General features: G+C 57.6%; 11 protein-coding genes and 4 pseudogenes. 7 read left to right on the top strand and 8 right to left on the bottom strand.

What is annotated here, in order from left to right:
* Positions 1 to 34: 34 nt before the first annotated feature.
* The 3 genes from AC04SH_RS29870 to nolL all read right to left on the bottom strand — a co-directional run bounded on the left by AC04SH_RS29870 (position 35) and on the right by nolL (position 2,565).
* Positions 35 to 376, bottom strand: coding sequence for a hypothetical protein (locus AC04SH_RS29870; protein ID WP_488481370.1), 342 nt, complete (start codon positions 374 to 376; stop codon positions 35 to 37).
* Between the two features lie 118 nt (positions 377 to 494).
* The gene (locus AC04SH_RS29865; protein WP_488481369.1) at positions 495 to 704 is read right to left on the bottom strand and encodes a hypothetical protein; all 210 of its coding nucleotides are present in this window, start codon (positions 702 to 704) and stop codon (positions 495 to 497) included.
* 670 nt (positions 705 to 1,374) lie between these two features.
* Complete coding sequence (gene nolL / locus AC04SH_RS29860) at positions 1,375 to 2,565, bottom strand: nodulation factor fucose acetyltransferase NolL (protein ID WP_488481368.1); 1,191 nt, start codon at positions 2,563 to 2,565, stop codon at positions 1,375 to 1,377.
* Between the two features lie 883 nt (positions 2,566 to 3,448).
* Between nolL and AC04SH_RS29855 the strand changes: the two genes are divergently transcribed.
* The 3 genes and pseudogenes from AC04SH_RS29855 to AC04SH_RS29845 all read left to right on the top strand — a co-directional run.
* A complete protein-coding gene (locus tag AC04SH_RS29855) occupies positions 3,449 to 3,631 on the top strand; it encodes a hypothetical protein (protein ID WP_488481367.1) in 183 nt (60 codons plus the stop codon).
* A gap of 1 nt (position 3,632) precedes the next feature.
* Complete coding sequence (locus AC04SH_RS29850) at positions 3,633 to 4,841, top strand: beta-ketoacyl-[acyl-carrier-protein] synthase family protein (RefSeq protein WP_488481366.1); 1,209 nt, start codon at positions 3,633 to 3,635, stop codon at positions 4,839 to 4,841.
* A 292-nt stretch (positions 4,842 to 5,133) separates the two neighbouring features.
* Positions 5,134 to 5,252 (top strand): annotated as a pseudogene (locus AC04SH_RS29845) (beta-ketoacyl-ACP reductase); the annotation flags it as partial.
* Positions 5,253 to 5,290: 38 nt separating this feature from the next.
* On the opposite strand, the gene AC04SH_RS29840 reads toward AC04SH_RS29845, so the two are convergent.
* A complete protein-coding gene (locus AC04SH_RS29840; RefSeq protein WP_488481365.1) occupies positions 5,291 to 6,220 on the bottom strand; it encodes a LysR family transcriptional regulator in 930 nt (309 codons plus the stop codon).
* Between the two features lie 1,715 nt (positions 6,221 to 7,935).
* On the opposite strand from AC04SH_RS29840, the pseudogene nodS reads away from it, so the two are divergent.
* The 3 genes and pseudogenes from nodS to AC04SH_RS29825 all read left to right on the top strand — a co-directional run.
* A pseudogene (gene nodS / locus AC04SH_RS29835) lies at positions 7,936 to 8,526 on the top strand (nodulation methyltransferase NodS); the annotation flags it as partial.
* Positions 8,506 to 9,941, top strand: a pseudogene (locus AC04SH_RS29830) (carbamoyltransferase N-terminal domain-containing protein); the annotation flags it as partial. The pseudogenes nodS and AC04SH_RS29830, both read left to right, overlap by 21 nt.
* A 90-nt stretch (positions 9,942 to 10,031) precedes the next feature.
* Entirely contained in the window at positions 10,032 to 12,074 is a 2,043-nt protein-coding gene (locus AC04SH_RS29825) for a carbamoyltransferase family protein (RefSeq protein ID WP_488481364.1), read from the top strand.
* A gap of 581 nt (positions 12,075 to 12,655) precedes the next feature.
* Here the strand turns inward: AC04SH_RS29825 and AC04SH_RS29820 are convergent.
* The 3 genes from AC04SH_RS29820 to AC04SH_RS29810 form a co-directional block, all read right to left on the bottom strand.
* The gene (locus AC04SH_RS29820) at positions 12,656 to 13,405 is read right to left on the bottom strand and encodes a carbonic anhydrase (RefSeq protein ID WP_488481363.1); all 750 of its coding nucleotides are present in this window, start codon (positions 13,403 to 13,405) and stop codon (positions 12,656 to 12,658) included.
* A gap of 475 nt (positions 13,406 to 13,880) precedes the next feature.
* On the bottom strand, positions 13,881 to 14,588 hold the full coding sequence (locus AC04SH_RS29815) for a phosphohexomutase domain-containing protein (RefSeq protein ID WP_488481362.1): 708 nt from the start codon (positions 14,586 to 14,588) through the stop codon (positions 13,881 to 13,883).
* Positions 14,589 to 14,723: 135 nt separating this feature from the next.
* Entirely contained in the window at positions 14,724 to 16,151 is a 1,428-nt protein-coding gene (locus AC04SH_RS29810; RefSeq protein ID WP_488481361.1) for a mannose-1-phosphate guanylyltransferase/mannose-6-phosphate isomerase, read from the bottom strand.
* 680 nt (positions 16,152 to 16,831) lie between these two features.
* Between AC04SH_RS29810 and AC04SH_RS29805 the strand changes: the two are divergent.
* Positions 16,832 to 17,500: pseudogene (locus AC04SH_RS29805) on the top strand (IS110 family transposase); the annotation flags it as partial.
* 244 nt (positions 17,501 to 17,744) lie between these two features.
* On the opposite strand, the gene AC04SH_RS29800 reads toward AC04SH_RS29805, so the two are convergent.
* Complete coding sequence (locus AC04SH_RS29800; RefSeq protein ID WP_488481360.1) at positions 17,745 to 18,776, bottom strand: LacI family DNA-binding transcriptional regulator; 1,032 nt, start codon at positions 18,774 to 18,776, stop codon at positions 17,745 to 17,747.
* Positions 18,777 to 18,939 lie beyond the last annotated feature (163 nt).

The following is an 18,939-nucleotide window of genomic DNA, read 5'->3' as shown; positions in this document are numbered from 1 at the left end:
GCGAGTTTGTCACGTGATGCCTGGCGCTTCTCCTCTAGGCGCCGTTCACGTTCGGCCGCATCTCGTTCCTTACGCAGCCGGCGCTTCTCATCGCGTTTTCGTTGGTTCGTGCGGAGAAGATCCTTGTAGGAAGCGTCCGAAGTAATGCAATCGCCCGGCCAGTGACAGGTTTGCTCTCGGTGGCAGGTGCCCGCATGATCTGCCAGATGTCGACAAGATCCTGCTCTGAGAACATTACGTTGCGTCCGTGAGTGGAGCAGCAGCCGTAGCGCTTGCCAATCTGTATATTCCCCCGCCGCGTCATCTTGAGCCGGCTGGCCGCTTCCTTTGCGGAGTAAATATTACCTAGTTGTGTTGGCGGAGGAATATCGTTCATTCATAAGGAATCCACAATGCCACTATGGAGTCAACCATTTGTTTTAACTCGGTAAATTGGTGAATGCGGTAGGCAAAGGCGGCCAACGAATTAGCCGCAGATGATATAGCATCAAGCGCTAGTGTAGCTTGTGGTTCCCATACCAGTTTTCGATTGGCGATCTAGGATCGATCTGCCGACCGAGCGACTTGAAGTGGGCGACGATCTCGGGCAGCAATGCATCTCGATCACCGAACTCGTCATCTATGCGCCGCAGCTCATCCTCTGCCGCTTCCTGCTCCCAGGTCTCACCGATCACATAGCCAAAGTCGCCGATGGCGCAGATCACAGCCGGCTTTAATCACCCTCTCCACAAAAGCCGGGACTTCGCTCGCCTTCATGAGCCTTTGCGTACGGGCCATTGCAATCATCTCCTTGTTACTGTTCGGCCGAAAAATTGCCAGAGCACCGCACGCTATGGCTACCTGTACAACTGCACAGGTTTCGGTAGAGATGAGGTTGAGAGCAGCCGTGATATCATGGCGCGCGCAGATTTTTTCGGCAGGTGCGTCTTATGGTGTGAATCGGCGGCAGCTACAGCTCCTGCCCCTTCGCAAGGAAAAGGACGCTAGGCCATGATATACGACGTCAAAGTCTCTGCTCGTAAGACAGAAAATCTGCGAGTGGCGGTCGAGCGCTGTTACATTATCGATGTGAACGACCTGGAAGAGGTGAACGCGAAAGCTATATCCCGCGCTCGCTAGGACGGTGATATCGACTTGGTCAAGGTAGTCCGCAAAACGCGCAGGGGTTTCTGAACCCACTGCGAGACGACACATAGCGAAAGTCGTCACCATTCAGCGGCGCCGACGCGGCAAGCGCTCCTAGAAGCCCGGTTTCGCCGGCCTTTTTGCGGTTATGGCAAGAGGCAAAAAAAAGCCAAAAAAGATAACAAAATCAAGTCTTATGGCGGAGCAGTTTTCGAATCTATGTATCTGCATTGAAATATCGGGTTTTGATCAGCTTCTTCCTGGACGCTCTCCCGTGTCGCGGCAGCAAGAAGCTAGGTGTTCCCTGACGGAATTAAGGTTATCGAGACCAAGCGGCGGAGCGCCGCTTGAACAGCGTCGCCAGATAAATTTTCGCCATAGCGACAGATATCCAAGGTGGCGCACAATCCTGCGAATTGTCATCCCCGTGACAACAATCGCAGCTCCAACCACGCTTGCGACCCCGATTTTGGTCGTGATATTCCAGGGTTCTCCGAACTGTATAAAATCCATGAGGCGAAAAACGGCACCTTGGACAAGGTAAAGCACTAGTGTGCTCTGACCAAGCTCCTCCGCGACAAAGCGAGCTAATCGAGTTGAATAGCTAGCTCTCCAGCATAGGAATATAAATTGCATAGCTACCGCAGACGCCGCTCCCGAGCCGGCGAACATTAGAAGCACTTGTTTCGCTGACTCTTCATCGTATATCAAACCAAGATTGTTGTAGACATAAGTATTTTTTCCCCAATGCAGAAAGCATATGAACGATGTTATCGAAAGAAAGATAAATAATGGTTGCTTCTTGAGCCAGATGACGCTGGTCTTCCACTCGATCGATTTGGCAAACAAGAAACCAAAGCAATAGAATGGATAAGTATATCGTACTAACGGAGCTATTGACCAGGTAACTGGCGCGAAAGCGACCACAATTGCAGATGCGCCTATGATCCACACCGGCAAGCGTTTGAAAGTCATAAGTAACTTAACGGCCACGAAGGAAGTGAATGCCGCCCAGATGAACCAGTACGTCCCAATTAATTCCCTTGAAAAATCCAACATTTCGCCGGTTAAATTATCCGCCCGCGAAATTACGGCGGCCTTCGATATCCAAATGAACGCGCACCAAAAAAACATTGGCAATACTAACTGCATCGCTCGATCACTGACACCTTGACGAAGCGATTTGCGCAGGACAGCTCCCAAGGAAAGATATCCGCTTATCGCCATAAATAGTGGCATGTGAAACATGTAGATCGACTTGAAATACGGCGACAACCAAAAGGTATCAGAGTCGCGATAAATCAGATATTGCAATAGGTGGCCAATTATAACCAGTATAATGAGCACGCCTTTGGCGAAATCAAAGCTTATGTCTCGGGATTTCGCCCCTTCTGGGCACGAGTCGCGCCCCGTCGCGCCCACCGTTATGTGATTAAGCATCAATCCGCCAGCCTATCTTTTTTCCGTCGTTACTTTCCGCTTTGGATCTAGTGGTTCGCGCGCGACCACCAGGCAAAGCCCGAGAGCAGTTGCATGGGCCTTCTAGAAAGCTGAAATATTTCCAGCGAAATTCGTCTCAACGCGCCGCCTGGTAGATCAACCGGAACTCAGGGCTGACACCGGACAACTTCGATTGCTTTCCAAGGGTCCCGCCGCGCAGGCAGGTCCATAAGCCTTCCTGAAGAAGCAGACAGTTTGACATGGTCCGCGAGAGGCAGCTCGCGTTCCGGGGTGGACCTGGTCCCCGGCCGACGGTTTCATATCCGCTAATATATATGTTGGTAAAATCGATTGTGTTGATGGAACGCATGCGCACGATGGATACATGGGTATCGGGCGCCGGTGACAAGGCACGCTTAGGACATCCAAAGCGCTGATGGGTCTCATCGAAACAAATGATTTTATCAATCTTCCTCGATCTCGCATGAAGCACCCATGAGCTCGGAGGTGCGGTGGAGGTTGTGCTGGGAAAATGAATTGCATCTGCCAGACCATTTCTGCCAGACCATTTCGAACTCTCCGACGTATTCCGAAGGACCTAGCACCGACTACCTCGACGCAAAGCCATTGGCGGCCGAGACGTTTGAAGACGAGCCACGTTGCACACCGGGTTTCGATGTGCTGGCGCAAACTCGGCTGCCGGCCGACGTTTTTCTCCATCTTCCGTCGCAGACCCGCCGGAACTCATCTCGTCTCTGCAATCAAAAATCCAATTGGTTTTGGTGAGTGGCACAAGGCCGGTCAGAGACAATTTCGCTTGCCGTCTGGCTGGAAGAAGGCGCCGCGCCCACGTCAAGAGGCGTTATCAAAGCAAGGAGATAGAATGGCTGATCAATTCACAACGGGAGTCACTGCCACTATCATGAACCGCGTCGAATCCGAGCGCGGCGCGGCAACGACTGCGTCCCTATCCGGGGAAATAACGACTGCCAAGCAACGGTCGAACCTGACCAGTATCGGCGACGTGTTGGAACCCTTCTGCGGCTTGCTCGCCAAGGAGGCCTGATATGGACAGGCGAGTCGTTATTACTGGAATGGGCGGGCTTTGCGGGCTAGGCAACAACGCCGCCTCCATCTGGAAAGAGATGCGCGAAGGCCGCTCCGCCATCGGTCCAATGGCCACTCCCGAGCTTCGTGGACTGAAGGGCACTGTCGGCACCGAGATCAAGGTCCTGCCCGAGCATGACATTGCGCGCAAGCAGCTGGTCACCATGGACCGCTTAAGTTTGCTCGCTGTGCTTGCAGCGCGCGAAGCCATGCACCACGCTGGGCTTTCCTGCGGCGAGGGAAATCCTTATCGCTTCGGTGCGACCGTGGGCGTCTGCGGCTGGGGCTGGGCAACGGTCGAAGAAACCTACCGAGCGCTCCTTTTGGGCGGCGCGAAGCGTGCTGGCATCTACTCTGCACCAAAGGGGTTGCCGCGCTCCGCTGCCAGCCAGGTCAGTATTAGCCTCGGTCTGCGCGGGCCAGTGTTTGGCGTCGCTTCCGCTTGCGCTTCAGCCAACCATGCGATCGCTTCGGCGGCGGATCAGATTAGGCTGGGCCGGGCTGACGTGATGCTTGCCGGAGGCGCCGAAGCGCCACTCGCATGGCTTATGTTGAAGGCATGGGAAACGATGCGCGCGCTCGCTCCGGATACTTGCCGGCCCTTTTCCGCCGACCGGAAGGGAGTGGTGCTAGGCGAGGGCGCGGGCATAGCCGTACTAGAAAGCTATGAACATGCCGCGGCGCGCGGTGCCACGATGCTTGCCGAGATCGCGGGCATCGGCCTTTCCAGCGATGCCTTCGACGTTGAAGCGCCGTCTATCGATGGGCCGGAGGCCGCGATGCACGCTTGCCTCGCCGACGGCGGGCTGAATGCCGAGGACGTGGACTACCTAAACGCCCATGGCACCGGCACCAAGACCAATGATCAGGCCGAGACGGCGGCAATCAAGCGCGTCTTCGCACACCATGCCTATTCGATGTCTGTATCGTCCACCAAGTCCATGCACGCGCATTGCCTCGGCGCAGCAAGCGCGCTCGAAATGATTGCCTGCGTGATGGCGATCCAGGAGGGGGTCGTGCCACCGACCGCCAATTATCGCGAGCCAGACCCCGATTGTGATCTCGACGTCACGCCCAACGTGCCGCGAGAACGCACGGTGCGCGTGGCGCTCAGCAATGCTTTCGCGATGGGCGGCATGAACGCAGTTCTGGCATTCAGGAAGGTTTAGGCATGCGAGGTGCTTCGTAACGTTATTTCTTTTCCGGAATGAGTTACCGGTTGGCGATTATGAAAGAAGCGCCTTTGGACCAACTGGATGAATGCGCCAAGCGGCAGCGGAAGCTCGATGAGCCGGGGTTCCGTTCTTGAAAAATTTCAACTGCTGAAGCGGCACGTCTACCGCTACCCGGAAGCTCAAGTTAGGCGCTTCGGGTAAGGCTCGAGGGTCTGCCCCAAAGCCTCATCCGACAATGTCAGAAAGGCGCAGCGCCGCCGGCGATTCCGTGCGAAGCTGGTCCTTGCCGTTTCCGGCGAACCTCTGAACCGCGACAAGGTCAAAGCCGCTCGGCGCAAAATTGCGGAAGCCGATCTCGAAGGCGTCGACATATTGGTCAACAATGCCTGCATCACGAAAGACGGGCGCCTCCTGGCCTAGGCCGCTCGCCGCAAACGCGCTAGTCAAATGGCAGGGTCCGGCGCTGGCGCTAGGTGAGATGCCTCCTCCAACAAAGTCTTCCGCATCCAGATGCTCGCTGGGTCGCCATTGTGAAGCGCAGGCCACTGCATCGTCAGAGTCAACGGGGGCAAAGAGAACGGAAGTCTGACGACCCGCAGCGGTAGCGTTTTTGCGAAATGCTCAACCAGCCTCAACGGCATGGTCCCAAGGCGACTGGTGCCCGGTAGCATAGGAGCGATCATGCTGAACCCCTGCACGACCACCTCGGCACGCCTCTTGAGGCCATGCTCAATCAAAAACCACTCGTCAACGGATGCTCTGAGCGAGCGTCCGAATTTGGCCACGACGTGGCCCATTGACATGTATTTCTCGAATGTGAGCTTCCTCGTCAGTTCCTTGTTTGTCCAACAGCTGACACAGACGAATGAATCGTCGAAAAGCTTCGCTTTGGGATGTGCGTCTGACATGTACAAGTCCGGAAGGACCAGAAAATCGGCCTCACCGCGCCGGAAAAGTTCTTCCGGGTTGTCAGTCAGAGGCAGGAACTCGAAGCTGACGAAAGGGGCTTCTCGCGCAACACGCTCAACAACTTTCTGGAAGAAAATGATCGTCGTGTAATCAGAAACTATAATCCTGAACCGGCGGTCGGATTTCTTGGGATCAAATTCTTCCCAAGAAATAATCGAGAGCTGAATATGTAGCAGCGCCTCGCGAACCGGGGAGGAGAGCGCCTCGGCTCGCGGTGTCGGGATGAGTTCGCGGCCTCTCATTGTAAACAGCTCATCGCCAAAATAGCCGCGCAGCCGGGCAACAGCCGCGCTCATGGCTGGTTGGCTAAGGTTGATGCTGCGAGCCGCCGCCGTGAGGTTGCGTTCAGCCATCAGCGCATCGAGCGCGACGAGGAGGTTCAGATCTAGTCCCTTAAACCGCATTTCTCTTTCCAATCTGGCGTATGGATGCATTATATCCGAACAATAGGTTTTGCAAATGTCACGAGACGCTGCATTTGAAAAGTGCCTCAGCTGTGAATCAAATCGGAGCGGCAAAAGGAAGCAGGCGGTAGCCCGGGCGGTATGGGCTCGACCACGATCGGGGCGTCGGGAAACGGCAATGGAAGGAGGTGATTGCAGGCGCCACTCTTGGGTAGGAGCAGTCGAGCATTAACCTCGCAAGATCCTTTTGTAGAGACCTGGGGACCGATAAGAGCCTTCAATGCAAACCGGTCGAATCTGGGCGGTGCGACACCTGAGCTGCGTAGCGATTGGTTATGGCTCGCGGCTCATGTGGGCCTGCGATCGTGTCCCAGGAAGTCTTTGATCGCCTTGGTCGATGGGCTCCGTTCTCTCGTCTCGTCGGTGCACCGGGTCGCCCGACGAGAGCGGGGCCGCCGACGCGAGCGCGGACTATCGCCTGCCGACAATGCCTGGCTCCGCAGGGTCATGGTTCAGCCGGCCTGGCGGGTGCTTGTCTTCCCAGAAGGAAACCGCGTTGGTCAGTCTATCGGGAGTGCTCCGCCGACGCACGAATCCGCACGTGAATGGCGATTATCGGCGCGCCGCACTCGGGACGTGTTCCCGCGCCGGCCGGCTTGGGGCACTACTGGCTCGGCGAGGTGCCTCTGCTCGTCACCGAAATCGATACGCAACCCTGATGAACGGTGCCACATGGACGGCAGACTGAACTGTGCGCCACCGTGAAGTACCGCGACCAGCAGAAGCATCGCGCGCGAACGAGTAGATTTGATCGAGAACATTGAAACGGACGGACCTATACCCGAAATGAATGTTTGCTATCCAAACAATGGATTTTACCAATCCGGGGGGATGCTGCATTAGAAACCTGAAATGAAAGGTGGGGATCGGGAACGACGGCAACTTTTGAGAGAGCCCCATCAACGCAAAAGTCCCCTCGTACGAGCTTCTCTCGGTCCAATTGCCTGGCATCGCGATAGCCGACGATAGCGCCTGATGCCCGCCAAATCACGCCGCGACGATCGCGGATGGGCACTCTCGAAAATCATCAGAAAAGGAGTCTTTGTATGCGTTCAAGTGCGGTGGAAGCTGTGCTGGGAAGACGAGTTGCAACTGCAAATGTCGAACTCGCCGAGTTCTTTCGAAGGACCTACGGACGTACTGGGACCTCTAATATCGATCCCTCGAAGGCAGCCGAAACTAGACCGGAGCTAGACCTGGGTTCGTTGCGATCGCGTATGACTCAAGTGTTCCGGGATATATGTCCTTGCGGCGCCGTTTGCACGACGAGTGCCCTCCCAGCGAAATGAAGCCGGGCAGTGATACCGGCTTGCGAAGTCACTCCCGCATTGCATGACCGCGGTTTTGTAATGCGCTTGCTTCTCGGACAGACAACGAACCAAAATCTCATGGACCGTCTTGGCGCAGTCAGCACTGTCAGCGTCTCGTGTTATGCGCTGCTTTGGACCGCAGGTAAAAGAATGCAAGCCGCCTATGCGTGCCGGCAAGCGTTTTCCGGTCTCGGACGACGTAGCCAGTTCCGGTTTTTGGCCGGGGGCGTGGACGGCATGATTGTCGCGAATGCGGTGCAGAATCGTATCCGCCATCTTGCACGGCATTGGTCAGCCCTGGCGACTTCTGGCGAGCGTTGGTTGCGTTATCGAGGCAGATGAATCTTGGGTCTGGATAATAGTCGTCGATTGTTAGATCGGGAATTGGCCGCAGACGATCCGTGGTTGCTCGATGCCAGCCCGTTCGAGCGGGAGCGTCACACCCAAATGCTCCGGCTGTCGCTTTCCCAGGGATCCATCACAAATGCACTTGAAGTCGGGTGTGCTGCAGGTGCATTCACCGAACGGCTAGCGCCCCATTGCCAATGGCTCTCAGTAATCGATCTCGTGCCGCGAGCGATTGATCGAGCGCGCCGTCGGATGAAGGAGCTCACCCACATCACCTGGTCAGTCTCCGATGTTCGACAGTTCTCGACTGAGGAACCGTTCGATCTGATCGTCGTGGCGGAGGTCCTGTACTACCTCAATGGTATAGCCGAGATGCGCGCAGCTATCCGCAACCTTGTGCGGATGCTTGCTCCAGGGGGGCACCTGGTATTCGGATCGGCGCGTGATGCCACTTGTCGGCGCTGGGGTCACGCCGCTGGTGCCGAGACTGTCATGGCTATGCTCAACGAGATGTTGATCGCTGTCGATCATCTGCACTGCCAAGGCGACGCCCCCCACCAAGACTGCTTGCTAGCCCGTTTTCGGAGTGAGGAGAAGCGGGACAATAACCGACGGTATCAAGCCATCGATGATCTGGAGTCCATTGTCTCCGCCTTGGCGGAGCACGGGCTGGATGCGCGGGCCGGTGATCAGTTCTTTATCGACGGCTGGGACGGGCATGTGGAGTCGCAGTTCCATGTCCTTAGCGGGGCGGCTCCGATCACTCTCAGAGGGGGCCCCTACGTCGAACGGAATGCCGATGGCCTCCTCACTTCGATCGATGGCCGGCTTTTCTCTTATAGAAGCTACCCGCATGTTACCGGCCATGTGACCTCGGCATACTGCACCAGCCCATTCGCCAAAACCGGAGAGCCCGCATTCTGCTTGGTCTGGGACGGGTGCATCTTTCCACGCCTCTATTATGTAGAACGCCACGGCGCCCGGCTCCTGGATTGCCTGTTCCCGGTGATAGGCCATGTTTATGCAGCAGCGGGCCATCACTTCGTGCCCTATAAGCGGTCGGGTCCCCGTGACTGGGACCTCGGTGTTGCCGGCAAGCTGATGGCCTACATCGCACTCGGGGCGGTCGCCGAAGACATCGGGGCGGTGTTTCAGGAACTTTTTCAGGAGAGATTTGCGGGCGACACAGAGCTGGCCAGCCGTTACCGCGCGGATATCAACGCCGCTGAGCCCTCGCTTGCGTCCGTGAATGACTTCTTCGAAGCCAGTGCCCTCCGATTGAGGGACCAGGCCTGCGAAGATGTGCTCGCATCGTTTCATCTTTTTCTCGAGCGTCTTCTTGTCAGCGAAATGGTGACCGCTATCGAGCGGCACGCACATTTTTCGGGGGCGCGAAGCTTGTGTATCGCCGGCGGCTGCGGTCTCAATATTAAAGGGAACAGTGCCTCACGTCAGACGGGGCTCTTCGATGCGGTCTGGGTGCCCCCATTTCCGAATGACGGCGGCTCGGCAATCGATACCGCTTGCAGCGCAACGGTTGCGCAAGAGCGCTTCGTACCTCTGGAATGTTCGGTCTACAGCGGGCCGGCTCTGCCAGATAGCCAACTTCCTTCTGGATGGAATTCCGCACCTTGCGGTATGCGAGAACTCGCTTCCATTCTCGCCAGCAACAAACCCGTCATTTTCCTCACTGGGCGAGCCGATCTCGGACCGCGCGCACTTGGTGGCAGAAGCATTCTCGCGGCTGCGACCTCGCCGGAGATGACGGACCATCTAAGCAACATCAAACTTCGCGAACACTTCCGCCCCGTGGCACCGATCTGCCTTGAGGATCGCGCCCCTGAAATATTCAGCCCAGGAACGCCGGATCCTTACATGTTGTTCGACCACCAGACACCGGAGGAATGGCGGACAAAGTGCCCGCTGTCGCGCATCTCGAAGGGTCTGCGCGATTGCAGACTATTTCCAGAACCTCTGAACACAAAGTGGCCGAGCTACTCATCGCGGCAACCAGCGAAAATGCAGCATGTGTACTTGGAAATGGTCTTGAGCCAGATCAATGAGGTCCCTTTTTATGATGAATGGAGAGTGATATGCTGTGTCTAGGGTTGAGTGGCGGACTTGAGAGAGTCCACGAAAGCCGACTCGAACTTCCGAATACATTTATGCATGACGGCGCCGCGGTTCTAGTCCGGGACGGAGAGGTAATAGCCGCTATAGAAGAAGAACGCCTCAATCGGATTAAACACTCCAACAAATTGCCCAGCAATTCGATTCAATACTGTCTCTCAGTCGCCGGCGTTCAGCTCAGCGAAATCGATCGTATCGGGTACTACTCTACCGAGGCCTATTGCAACTCTGTGCTCGAACACCTGGTCGTTTCCCAGCCGGACATCTCCATGCCGTTGGATGCTACACTGTTGCTGCAGAGGTTACTGGCGCAGGAGTTCGATTTCGAGGTCGATGCTTCGCGTATCTCATTCGTGAATCACCATGAGGCGCACGCTGTGAGCGCTTTTGCAATGTCCGGCTTCGAACAAAGCCTGATCCTTTCGATTGATGGCGGTGGTGATTTTCTCTCCGGGCTCTTGGCTCTGGGGGACGGAACCGACGTTACGCAAATCGAGACATTCCCGGACAATAACTCGCTCGGGCTATTTTATCTCGAGACGATCCGGTATCTCGGCTATGGCTTATTCGACGAATACAAGGTCATGGGGCTCGCCCCCTACGGGGATCCCGTTCCCTATCGCAAACTCTTCGAGCAGTTCTACGAGCTCTCCGCCAACGGGGGTTACCGTGTCCACCTCGACCGTATCGGGCCGACGTTGCTCCGCAACATCCAGGTTAGGCGAAAGGGAATGCCGTTTACCCAGCAGCATCGGGATATAAGTGCATCATTGCAGGAAGCGCTGGAGCGGATCGTTTTTCATATTCTCCGGCACCATCGTGAGACGAGCGGTATGAAGCGGCTGTGCTTGGCCGGAGGGGTAGCGCACAACTGCACCGTGAACGGTAAACTGCTGTATTCAGGGCTCTTCGAAGACATCTTCGTTCAACCGGCATCGCATGACGCTGGCTGCGCATTGGGCGCCGCATTAATGATATCTAACGAAGTCGGCCACCCTGCGCCACGTAAGCGATTACAGGAAGTGTATTGGGGCCCCGATCTCGGGGGCGACCGCGCGGTGGAGCAGGAACTTACGGCATGGGCCGGTCACCTCGATATTGAACGTACTGATGACGTGGCAAACAGTGCAGCGGACTGGATAGTCAATGGCGCCGTGATCGGATGGGTGCAGGGTCGCTCGGAGTTCGGCCCACGTGCGCTCGGTAACCGCAGCATCCTTGCTGACCCGCGACCGGCCGCGAATAAGGACCGGATCAACGCAATGGTCAAGAAGCGGGAAGGCTATCGACCCTTCGCGCCATCGGTGCTCGAGGAGAATGCGCGCGAATTTTTCGACCTGCCGGATGGTACAAGCGAATTTCCGTTCATGAATTTCGTCGTTCGGGTGCGTGACTCAAAACGTGACTTGCTCGGTGCCATCACGCACATCGACGGTACAGCTCGGCTGCAGACAGTGTCGCGCAACACCAATCCGGCCTACTGGGATGTTATTAATGCATTCAAGAAGCGGACCGACATCCCAATCCTGCTCAACACGTCCTTTAATAACAATGCAGAGCCGATCGTGGACTCGGTTGCAGACGCAATAACCACGTTTCTAACGACAGAGCTGGACGGACTTGTGGTCGGGTCGTTCCTCGTCAAAAAGCGGGCTGCAACGCTGCAGGATTGGACTGCGCTCGCGGTTTCATTGCCACCTTATGTATCGCTGCACCAAACCCGCGCATTCACAGCCCCAGATCGCCAAGAGACGGTCTGCGAAATCCGTGCAAATCATTCCAGCCGTGACGGTGTTCGTATTTCACATGACGTGTTCGATCTGCTGATGCGTATCGAAGGCGAAGCGGTGCTCGCAGATCTTCTCGACATGATTGCGCACGATGTGGTCAGGCATGAAGCACTCCTCCAAGAATTGCGGGAATTATGGGAGAAGCGTCTTGTTCGGCTCCATCCCCCACACGTTGCTCGCGGGGATCAAGCGAGGACGCCTGAAGCGGCTTCTTGAGCGAGGAGGACGGGCGAACCATCCCATGTTTATGACGCCCGCAGCCAACCGAAAGCTGCTCGCCTGAAGGAAGCTGTTGGGATGAGAGGGCGGCACGGCGTGTAAGCCATGGTCGTTGCCGTATCTCCTCGCAGATACGACGCTGGTGCTGAATGCGGTCCCTCTCCGCCGGCACTGCCTTTTCAAATCAAGCTCGCTGCCCCCTTACTCGGCAGCGGGCTTTTTCTCTGTTAAGGATTCGACCAGCCTTGGGTTCGATACCGGCTCCCGAGATTACTGACGCACTTGTTATCAGGCGGTTTCCGAGCGATATCAGGATCCTCAGGTTGGCTTGCCGACGGAAATAATAGGGTGTGCAGACCTGCCTCCTGAAGTCCTCGGTCTGAAGATTTTATGGAATGCTTTGGTGCCGATGACACGCCGCTGGCGCATTAACGAAACCGACCTGCATTGCGGCTATCTCGGCCGCAATGGTCCGCCCCTTTCATCTTCATCGGGAGCGTCAACAAAGGCGGTCCCCTTTCGCGGTCTGCGGCCACCTCCGCTGCGGCCAACGTTCTTTACTGCCACATTGTATGGCCTCAGTTGAAGTCTAGGATGAAGCGCCGGCTAGGTGAACGGATAGGCCGCGCGTTCTGGGGGTAGAGGGAGGCAAATCGCGCAATATCTCCAGCATCGACCTCCACCGGTTCTTTTGCCAACATCCATTCGACGTTCTCGGTGCAGGGCGGCGTGGTCAATGATCCCTCATAAGTCCAGTAGTTGAGCGAGGCCGGGAGAAGCCCACTGGGATCGATATCGAGGGCCATTGCCGCGCCAGGCTGCGGGGGGAAGGCCGCTGCCAGCCCTGCAAAGCTGGCATTTGTCGCGCCCGGTATCAGAAAAACGCCCAGGGCGCCAAAGCTATCGCTCTTTGTGTCCTTGTGCACGAAATGCGCTTCCATCGGGAAATTCATGCCAGCTAGGCGATGCTCGCTTGGCGCATGAAAATGGAATTGGATCAATTCGAAAGTGCGATTCCCACGGGTCAGCGTGCTGCCTTGCGGCATATTGATTTGAATGGTGTGGCCGTTATTCACCATCTTGCCACGGCCTTTGTGCCAATCCACGGTGATACGCGGTATGTCGGCCTTGACGGCGTCGGTGATATCAATGGGTGATTGTTGCGTGCCCGCCGAACAGACGGAATTTTCCCTGTCCATATCAGCCCAGTGCTCGGGCGCCACCTGGCCAGTGTATCCCCAATGGGCCTCATCCGCACGCGCGGCAGCGGCACAGATGAGGCAGGCGCCCTGTGCAACGAACCCTTTGATCAGGTGACGACGATGCATATTGCTTTCCCTTCCTTACGCGGACTGATGCTCTTCCAATTGAAAGAAAGTGCAGTTCGACGACAGACACATTCGATCTAGCGAGGTTGATCAAAGCCCCGACACTGGGCCCCAGCTGCCGAAGCTTCGCCCTCTAGCTTTCGAACGATGGGACGACCCTAACGAGCAGCCGCAATCAGCCTTTCGGCGAATCGTATCAGGCGAGCTTGCCTAGGCGCGCTCGACCGTGGCTTCAAATCAACCAGACGGAATTTGCCCCATTCAAAAAATTCCAAAAATCAATTGTTTCGATACAACTCATCCACGGAATGAATTGTAGGTCGGTTGAGCGATTGAAGACGATCCTTTCGGTCACCGAGTACAGAAGTGATGGCCTGGGCAATTCGAAGGCAGCGGGCGATGACGAACGGCGATCCGATCTTCGTGCGCATGACGGAACTTGCGATGCCGGAACTTTCGATCGATGAACTGGACGTCAGCGGCGTGACGATTGTGCGCAGGCCCAGGAACTCGGCACAGAGCAGGCGAGCACGTCGCCACGAACCACAGTGCCGTCAGCGTCCGCCACCAGCGGTCGGTCGGCGTCGCCATCGGTAGAGACAATCGCGTCAACCTTGTTGCGCACCGCAAACTCGAGCAGCAGGGCCAGATCCTCCGGACGATGTGCTTCCGTATCCATCGGAATGAATTCGCTGGACCGGCCGAAGGAAACAGCTTTCGCGCCGAGCGCCTCCAGGATGTCGCGTAACAGGTCACGCGCCACGGAGCTATGCTCGTAGAGGCCGACGGTAAGGCTTGACAGGCTGTCACTGTTGAAAAAGTCGAGATAGCGCCACCTGTATCCGTCCAGCGCCTCGGCGGCTTTGGAGGTGACCGGCGGATTGCTCCCCGCGATTCTCGGCCCGCCGGCCTCGGCAAGAGCACCGATCCTGGCAGCGATGCCGGTCTCGTCGTCCTTATTGATTTCCGCGCCGGCGACATCGAACTTCAAGCCGTTGCGGTCGTCTGAGAGATAGCTGCCGGTGACCATGATTGCCGACGCCGAAGCAGCGATTGTGGCCAGCGCCAGCGCCGGTGTCGGCAGCGCACCGCACTCGACCGGGTGCCAGCCGGCCTGGCGGGCGGTCTCCAGGCAGTCGGTGGCAATGCCGGGGCTGGATGACCGCAGATCGCGCCCGTGCATAGAGGGCCCTAGGGCCTGCCAGCCCGGCGTCGTCTACATAGGCGAGAAACGCCTTTGTCCAGTCGCGCGCGGGTTGACCGGCGAGCCCGGTGACGAAGCCGCGCAGGCCACTGTTGCCGAATTTAAGGCTGGACATCAGACCCGCGCGTAGATGTCTTCGATGCGCACGATGTCGTCCTCGCCGGTGTAAGATCCGACCTGCACCTCGATGATCTTCAGATCGATCTTCCCCGGATTGCGCATGCGGTGCACACAACCGATCGGCAGGTAGGCCGCTTCGTTCTCGTGATATAACTTGACAACACCGTCGATGGAAACTTCGGCAGTGCCGTGCACCACCACCCAGTGCTCTGCGCGGTGATGGTGCCGCTGCAGCGACAGCGTACCGCCCGGCTTCACGCAGATATGTTTGACTTGGAAGCGAGCGCCGATGTCAATGCGCTGATACCAGCCCCAGGGGCGATGGATGCGCAGGTGTTCTGTCGCGGCCGCATGTCCCAGCCTGACTAGGCCGGCGACGAGATCCTTGACCATGGCCGCCTTGTTCCTCGACACAACGAGCACGGCGTCGGACGTGGTCACAACGACGACGTTGTCCAGACCAATGACAGTGGTCAGCGCGCCTTCGGAGCGCACCAGGCTGCCGGTTGTGTCCATGGCAACAACCGGACCTTCCAGCAGATTATCATTTTCATCGCGCGTCGCGATATCGTAGAGCGCATCCCAGGCGCCGACCTCCGACCATCCGAACGCAGCGCGCACCACGCCTACGTTGCGCGTGCGCTCGATCACGGCATAGTTTATGGAGTTCGTCGGCGCCTTGCGGAACGCTTCGGGGTCGAGGCGCAGGAAGTCGAGATCAACCACCGCCTTCTCCACGGCCTCTCTGGCGGCAGCCAGGATTTCCGGCGTGTTCGCCTCGAGTTCTTGCAGCATCACTGCCGGCGCAAAGAGGAAGTTGCCGCTGTTCCAGAGCATGCCTTCGGAAACGTATTTGGCAGCGGTCTCGGCGTTAGGTTTCTCCACGAAACGGTCGACCGCAAAGGCGTTTTCTTCCTTCAGCCGCTCACCAACGGCGATATAACCATAGGCGGTAGCCGGCGCGGTTGGTGCGATGCCGAGCGTCATGATGCGGCCGCTCAAAGCGGCGCGGGCTGCCAGTACGCAGTCGGCCGTAAAACTGCCTTCGTCTGAAATCACATGGTCTGATGCCAGGATGAGGCAGACCGCGTCCTCACCGATGCTTTCGGTCAGCAATGCGCCAACTGCCACAGCAGCGGCGGAATCGCGCCGTTCCGGTTCGAGCACTATCTGCCCTTCAATCCCTATCGCCTGCATCTGTTCGGCGACGATGAAGCGGAAGTCATTGCCGCTGATGACGATCGGCCGCGCGAATTCCGGTCCCGAAACCCGCTTCACGGTTGCCTGAAAGGTTGACAGTCCGTCTTGCATCAGGGCGACGAACTGCTTCGGCATCTTCTCGCGCGAGATCGGCCACAGGCGCGTGCCTGCCCCACCCGCCATGATGACCGGGACAATCTTGCCGTCGTTATTGGACTGCATCGTGAAAAACGCTCCGAGCGGCCGAAGGAAACATTCCTCCAGCCTAGTATGTGGCTGCAGTCGAACTGTGGAGCCTTCTCCTTCGCTCCCACGACGATAGGTCTGGCCTAATCATGGAACCACGACGAGAGACAGACTGCTCTTCAATTGGCTCTGCGACAACCTAACCATCGACGTTGTTCGATATCCTCCTGCGACATTGGCGCGATCTCATCAGCAAGCGTCCGTCGAACAAAAAGAACATCGTTGTGCTCGAGGTTGCCAGTCTGAGGATTGCGGTGACAAATCGCGCGGCGGCCGTTTAACGGTTTCCAAGGACCAGAATCGGGCAGCCCGCCACCGCGATCGTGAACGGTATCCGCGAGGGCAGGCTCAATTTGGCAATGCCCAGGGGATGGCCCGTTTCATCACGCGAGCCAGACCAAACGGTAGTGAAGGCGCTGGCCGGAAGCAGGCATGGCATTCTCCTAACTGCTTGCGTCGCTGTATAATTCAATCATCTTCCCCGTCAAGCTCCGAAGGCGCAATCCGGCTCGCCGGCGGTCTCATGGACGCACAAAGCGGGGATTTATCGTAAGACTGTCTGTCCGCTTCTGCTGATGAGGTGGCTCGCCCTACACTGCTCGTCCCAGGGGTGCTCGGGCGGGGCCGAGCCGATTCTCACCACAGGTGGATGAGCCGTGGCGGAGTATAGAGAATTTGTCGGAATCGATGTTGCGGAGCTGAAGAACGCTATTTCGATTGCGGAGGCAGGCCGGAAGGAGAGGTTCGGTTCTTCGGTGAGGTCGACGCGTCAGCGACCAGCATGCGGCGGGTCATAGGCCGGATCGCCAGCCGCTTTGATTACGTGCATACCGCTTCGAGGCTGGTCCGACTGGGTACGGCCTTTATCGCCTGATCCGGTCCCTCGGGCATGAGTGCGCCGTGGTTGCAGCGTCATTGATCCCGAGGAAGCCCAGCGATCGGGTGAAGACGAGCCGCCGAGACGCCATTTCCCTTGCCCGGCTACTGCGCGCCGGCGAGCTGACCGCGGTGCGGGCTCCGGATGAAGGACATGAGTCATACGGGATCTTGTTCGCTCGCGGGAGGCCGCGGTCGAGGCGCTGCGGGTCCATCGCCAGCAGGCGAGCGCATTCCTGCACAAGCACGGCCATAGCTATCCGCGAAGGAAGCGCTGAACTATGCGCTATCTACGCTGGCTTCAGGAACAGCGGTTCGATCATCCCGCGCATCAGATCGCACTCCAGGAGATCGTCGAGGCGGTGCGCGTCTCGAAAGAACGGGGCGACCGGCTGGAGCGTGTGATCGAAGAGTTCGTCTGGGCAGTCGCAAGGGAGGCGCGTCACCTAATCGCTCGCCGCGACGGCGCACATGTCGCGCATGGGCGGAGGCGGGACCACGGCAGGGGAATGCCCGTTAGACTAGACGCTTTGTGGTCGGCGAACGCCGCGCCCGCAGTAAGATAGGAACAGCCCCGGACGCACAATCGGGAATGCGGTAGCCAACCCGCGCATCCGAGCTTGATCACCGACGTCCTTCAGTTCCGCCTCCACCCATGCGCGACCGAACCGCTCGGAGAAAGCGAATCTCGCCTCAAATATTTTCCGGCAGATAGATCTCGAACGGCAAGAATGTCTGCCATGGCGCCCCTGCGGTGCCTGTCTCGATTGCCTTGGCCATCAGCGTTACCAACTCCTGGCAAAGTTGGCGCAAGGGTGTGGCAACCGCCATGGTAATGACGTCGTCCGCGAGAGCTGCCCGCGACTCCGGCGTGATCTCATTGACGATCGCAAGGAGATTCCGACCTTCGCCCTCTTCCCGGAGCGCAGCGATGGCGCCCTCCGTGCCTCCGCCGGCGACATACAAACCGACAAGTTCGGGTTCGCGTCTTAAAACATCGAGCGTAGCGTCGTAGGTGGTTTGCCGCGTGTCGAGATTCACGCGCGTGTCTAACACCTCGAACGTTGGCGCCTTCTCACGGAAGTATGAGCGAAAGCCGATTTCTCGCAATTCGGGTCCGTGAAAACGATGGCTGACGACTAACACCGCCACCTTGCCGGGCCTTTTTGCAACCTTGGAAAACATCCAGGCTGCTGTCCGCCCAACCTTGCGGTTGTTGAGGCCCAGATAGCCCTCGCGCACGCCAGCTGCAAAATCAGAAAGCAGCGAAAAAACCGGGGTTCCGTTCGATTTGAGTTCTTCGACAGCTGCCGTGACGGTTGGATGATCCGGCGCCATCATCGCGATCGCGTGACAGCGTGCACCCATGTCCTCGAGCAGCGCGACCAGGTCGCCAGGCCTATGCGACGGCGCAAATTCAACGAATGGAATGCCCCGGAAGGACTGTGCCGCGCTGACAGCAGCTTTAATCTCGCGCGCGAAATCCTGATAGAAATGTTCGGCTGGCATTCTGAGAATAAAACCTAGCCGGTACTCTGGCAAAATTCGCTGCGTGCGTTGCTGCATCAGTCCAGCTGCGTTGTAGCCGATGGCGCGGGCCGCCTCGCAGACCCGCCGTGCAGTCTCTTCCTTCACCAGTCGGCGACCGTTCAATACCCGGTCGACCGTCGCTACGCTAACCCCTGCTTCGCGGGCGAGATCTGCAATTGTGGGCCGCTTAGTCATGATTCGAATCCAACAGGAAGTGATGGGGAACATAGAGGACGGGTCACAGAATTTGACAGAATTAGTCAGCCCGGTTTGATGTCGCCAATGTCGCAGCCGATTCTTGGTGAACTCGGCGGTAACGGCGCGTACCCGTTGGCACTTCGACGCAGCTCTGTGGCAC

The organism is Mesorhizobium sp. CNPSo 4688 (assembly GCF_057784295.1).
This window is presented reverse-complemented; position numbering and strand designations above follow the sequence as displayed.

Coding starts and splice junctions, on each gene's coding strand:
- AC04SH_RS29870 (WP_488481370.1), bottom strand. CDS start 376: ATGAACGATATTCCTCCGCCAACACAACTAGGTAATATTTACTCCGCA.
- nolL (WP_488481368.1), bottom strand. CDS start 2,565: ATGCTTAATCACATAACGGTGGGCGCGACGGGGCGCGACTCGTGCCCA.
- AC04SH_RS29855 (WP_488481367.1), top strand. CDS start 3,449: ATGGCTGATCAATTCACAACGGGAGTCACTGCCACTATCATGAACCGC.
- AC04SH_RS29850 (WP_488481366.1), top strand. CDS start 3,633: ATGGACAGGCGAGTCGTTATTACTGGAATGGGCGGGCTTTGCGGGCTA.
- AC04SH_RS29840 (WP_488481365.1), bottom strand. CDS start 6,220: ATGCGGTTTAAGGGACTAGATCTGAACCTCCTCGTCGCGCTCGATGCG.
- AC04SH_RS29825 (WP_488481364.1), top strand. CDS start 10,032: ATGCTGTGTCTAGGGTTGAGTGGCGGACTTGAGAGAGTCCACGAAAGC.
- AC04SH_RS29820 (WP_488481363.1), bottom strand. CDS start 13,405: ATGCATCGTCGTCACCTGATCAAAGGGTTCGTTGCACAGGGCGCCTGC.
- AC04SH_RS29815 (WP_488481362.1), bottom strand. CDS start 14,588: ATGCACGGGCGCGATCTGCGGTCATCCAGCCCCGGCATTGCCACCGAC.
- AC04SH_RS29810 (WP_488481361.1), bottom strand. CDS start 16,151: ATGCAGTCCAATAACGACGGCAAGATTGTCCCGGTCATCATGGCGGGT.
- AC04SH_RS29800 (WP_488481360.1), bottom strand. CDS start 18,776: ATGACTAAGCGGCCCACAATTGCAGATCTCGCCCGCGAAGCAGGGGTT.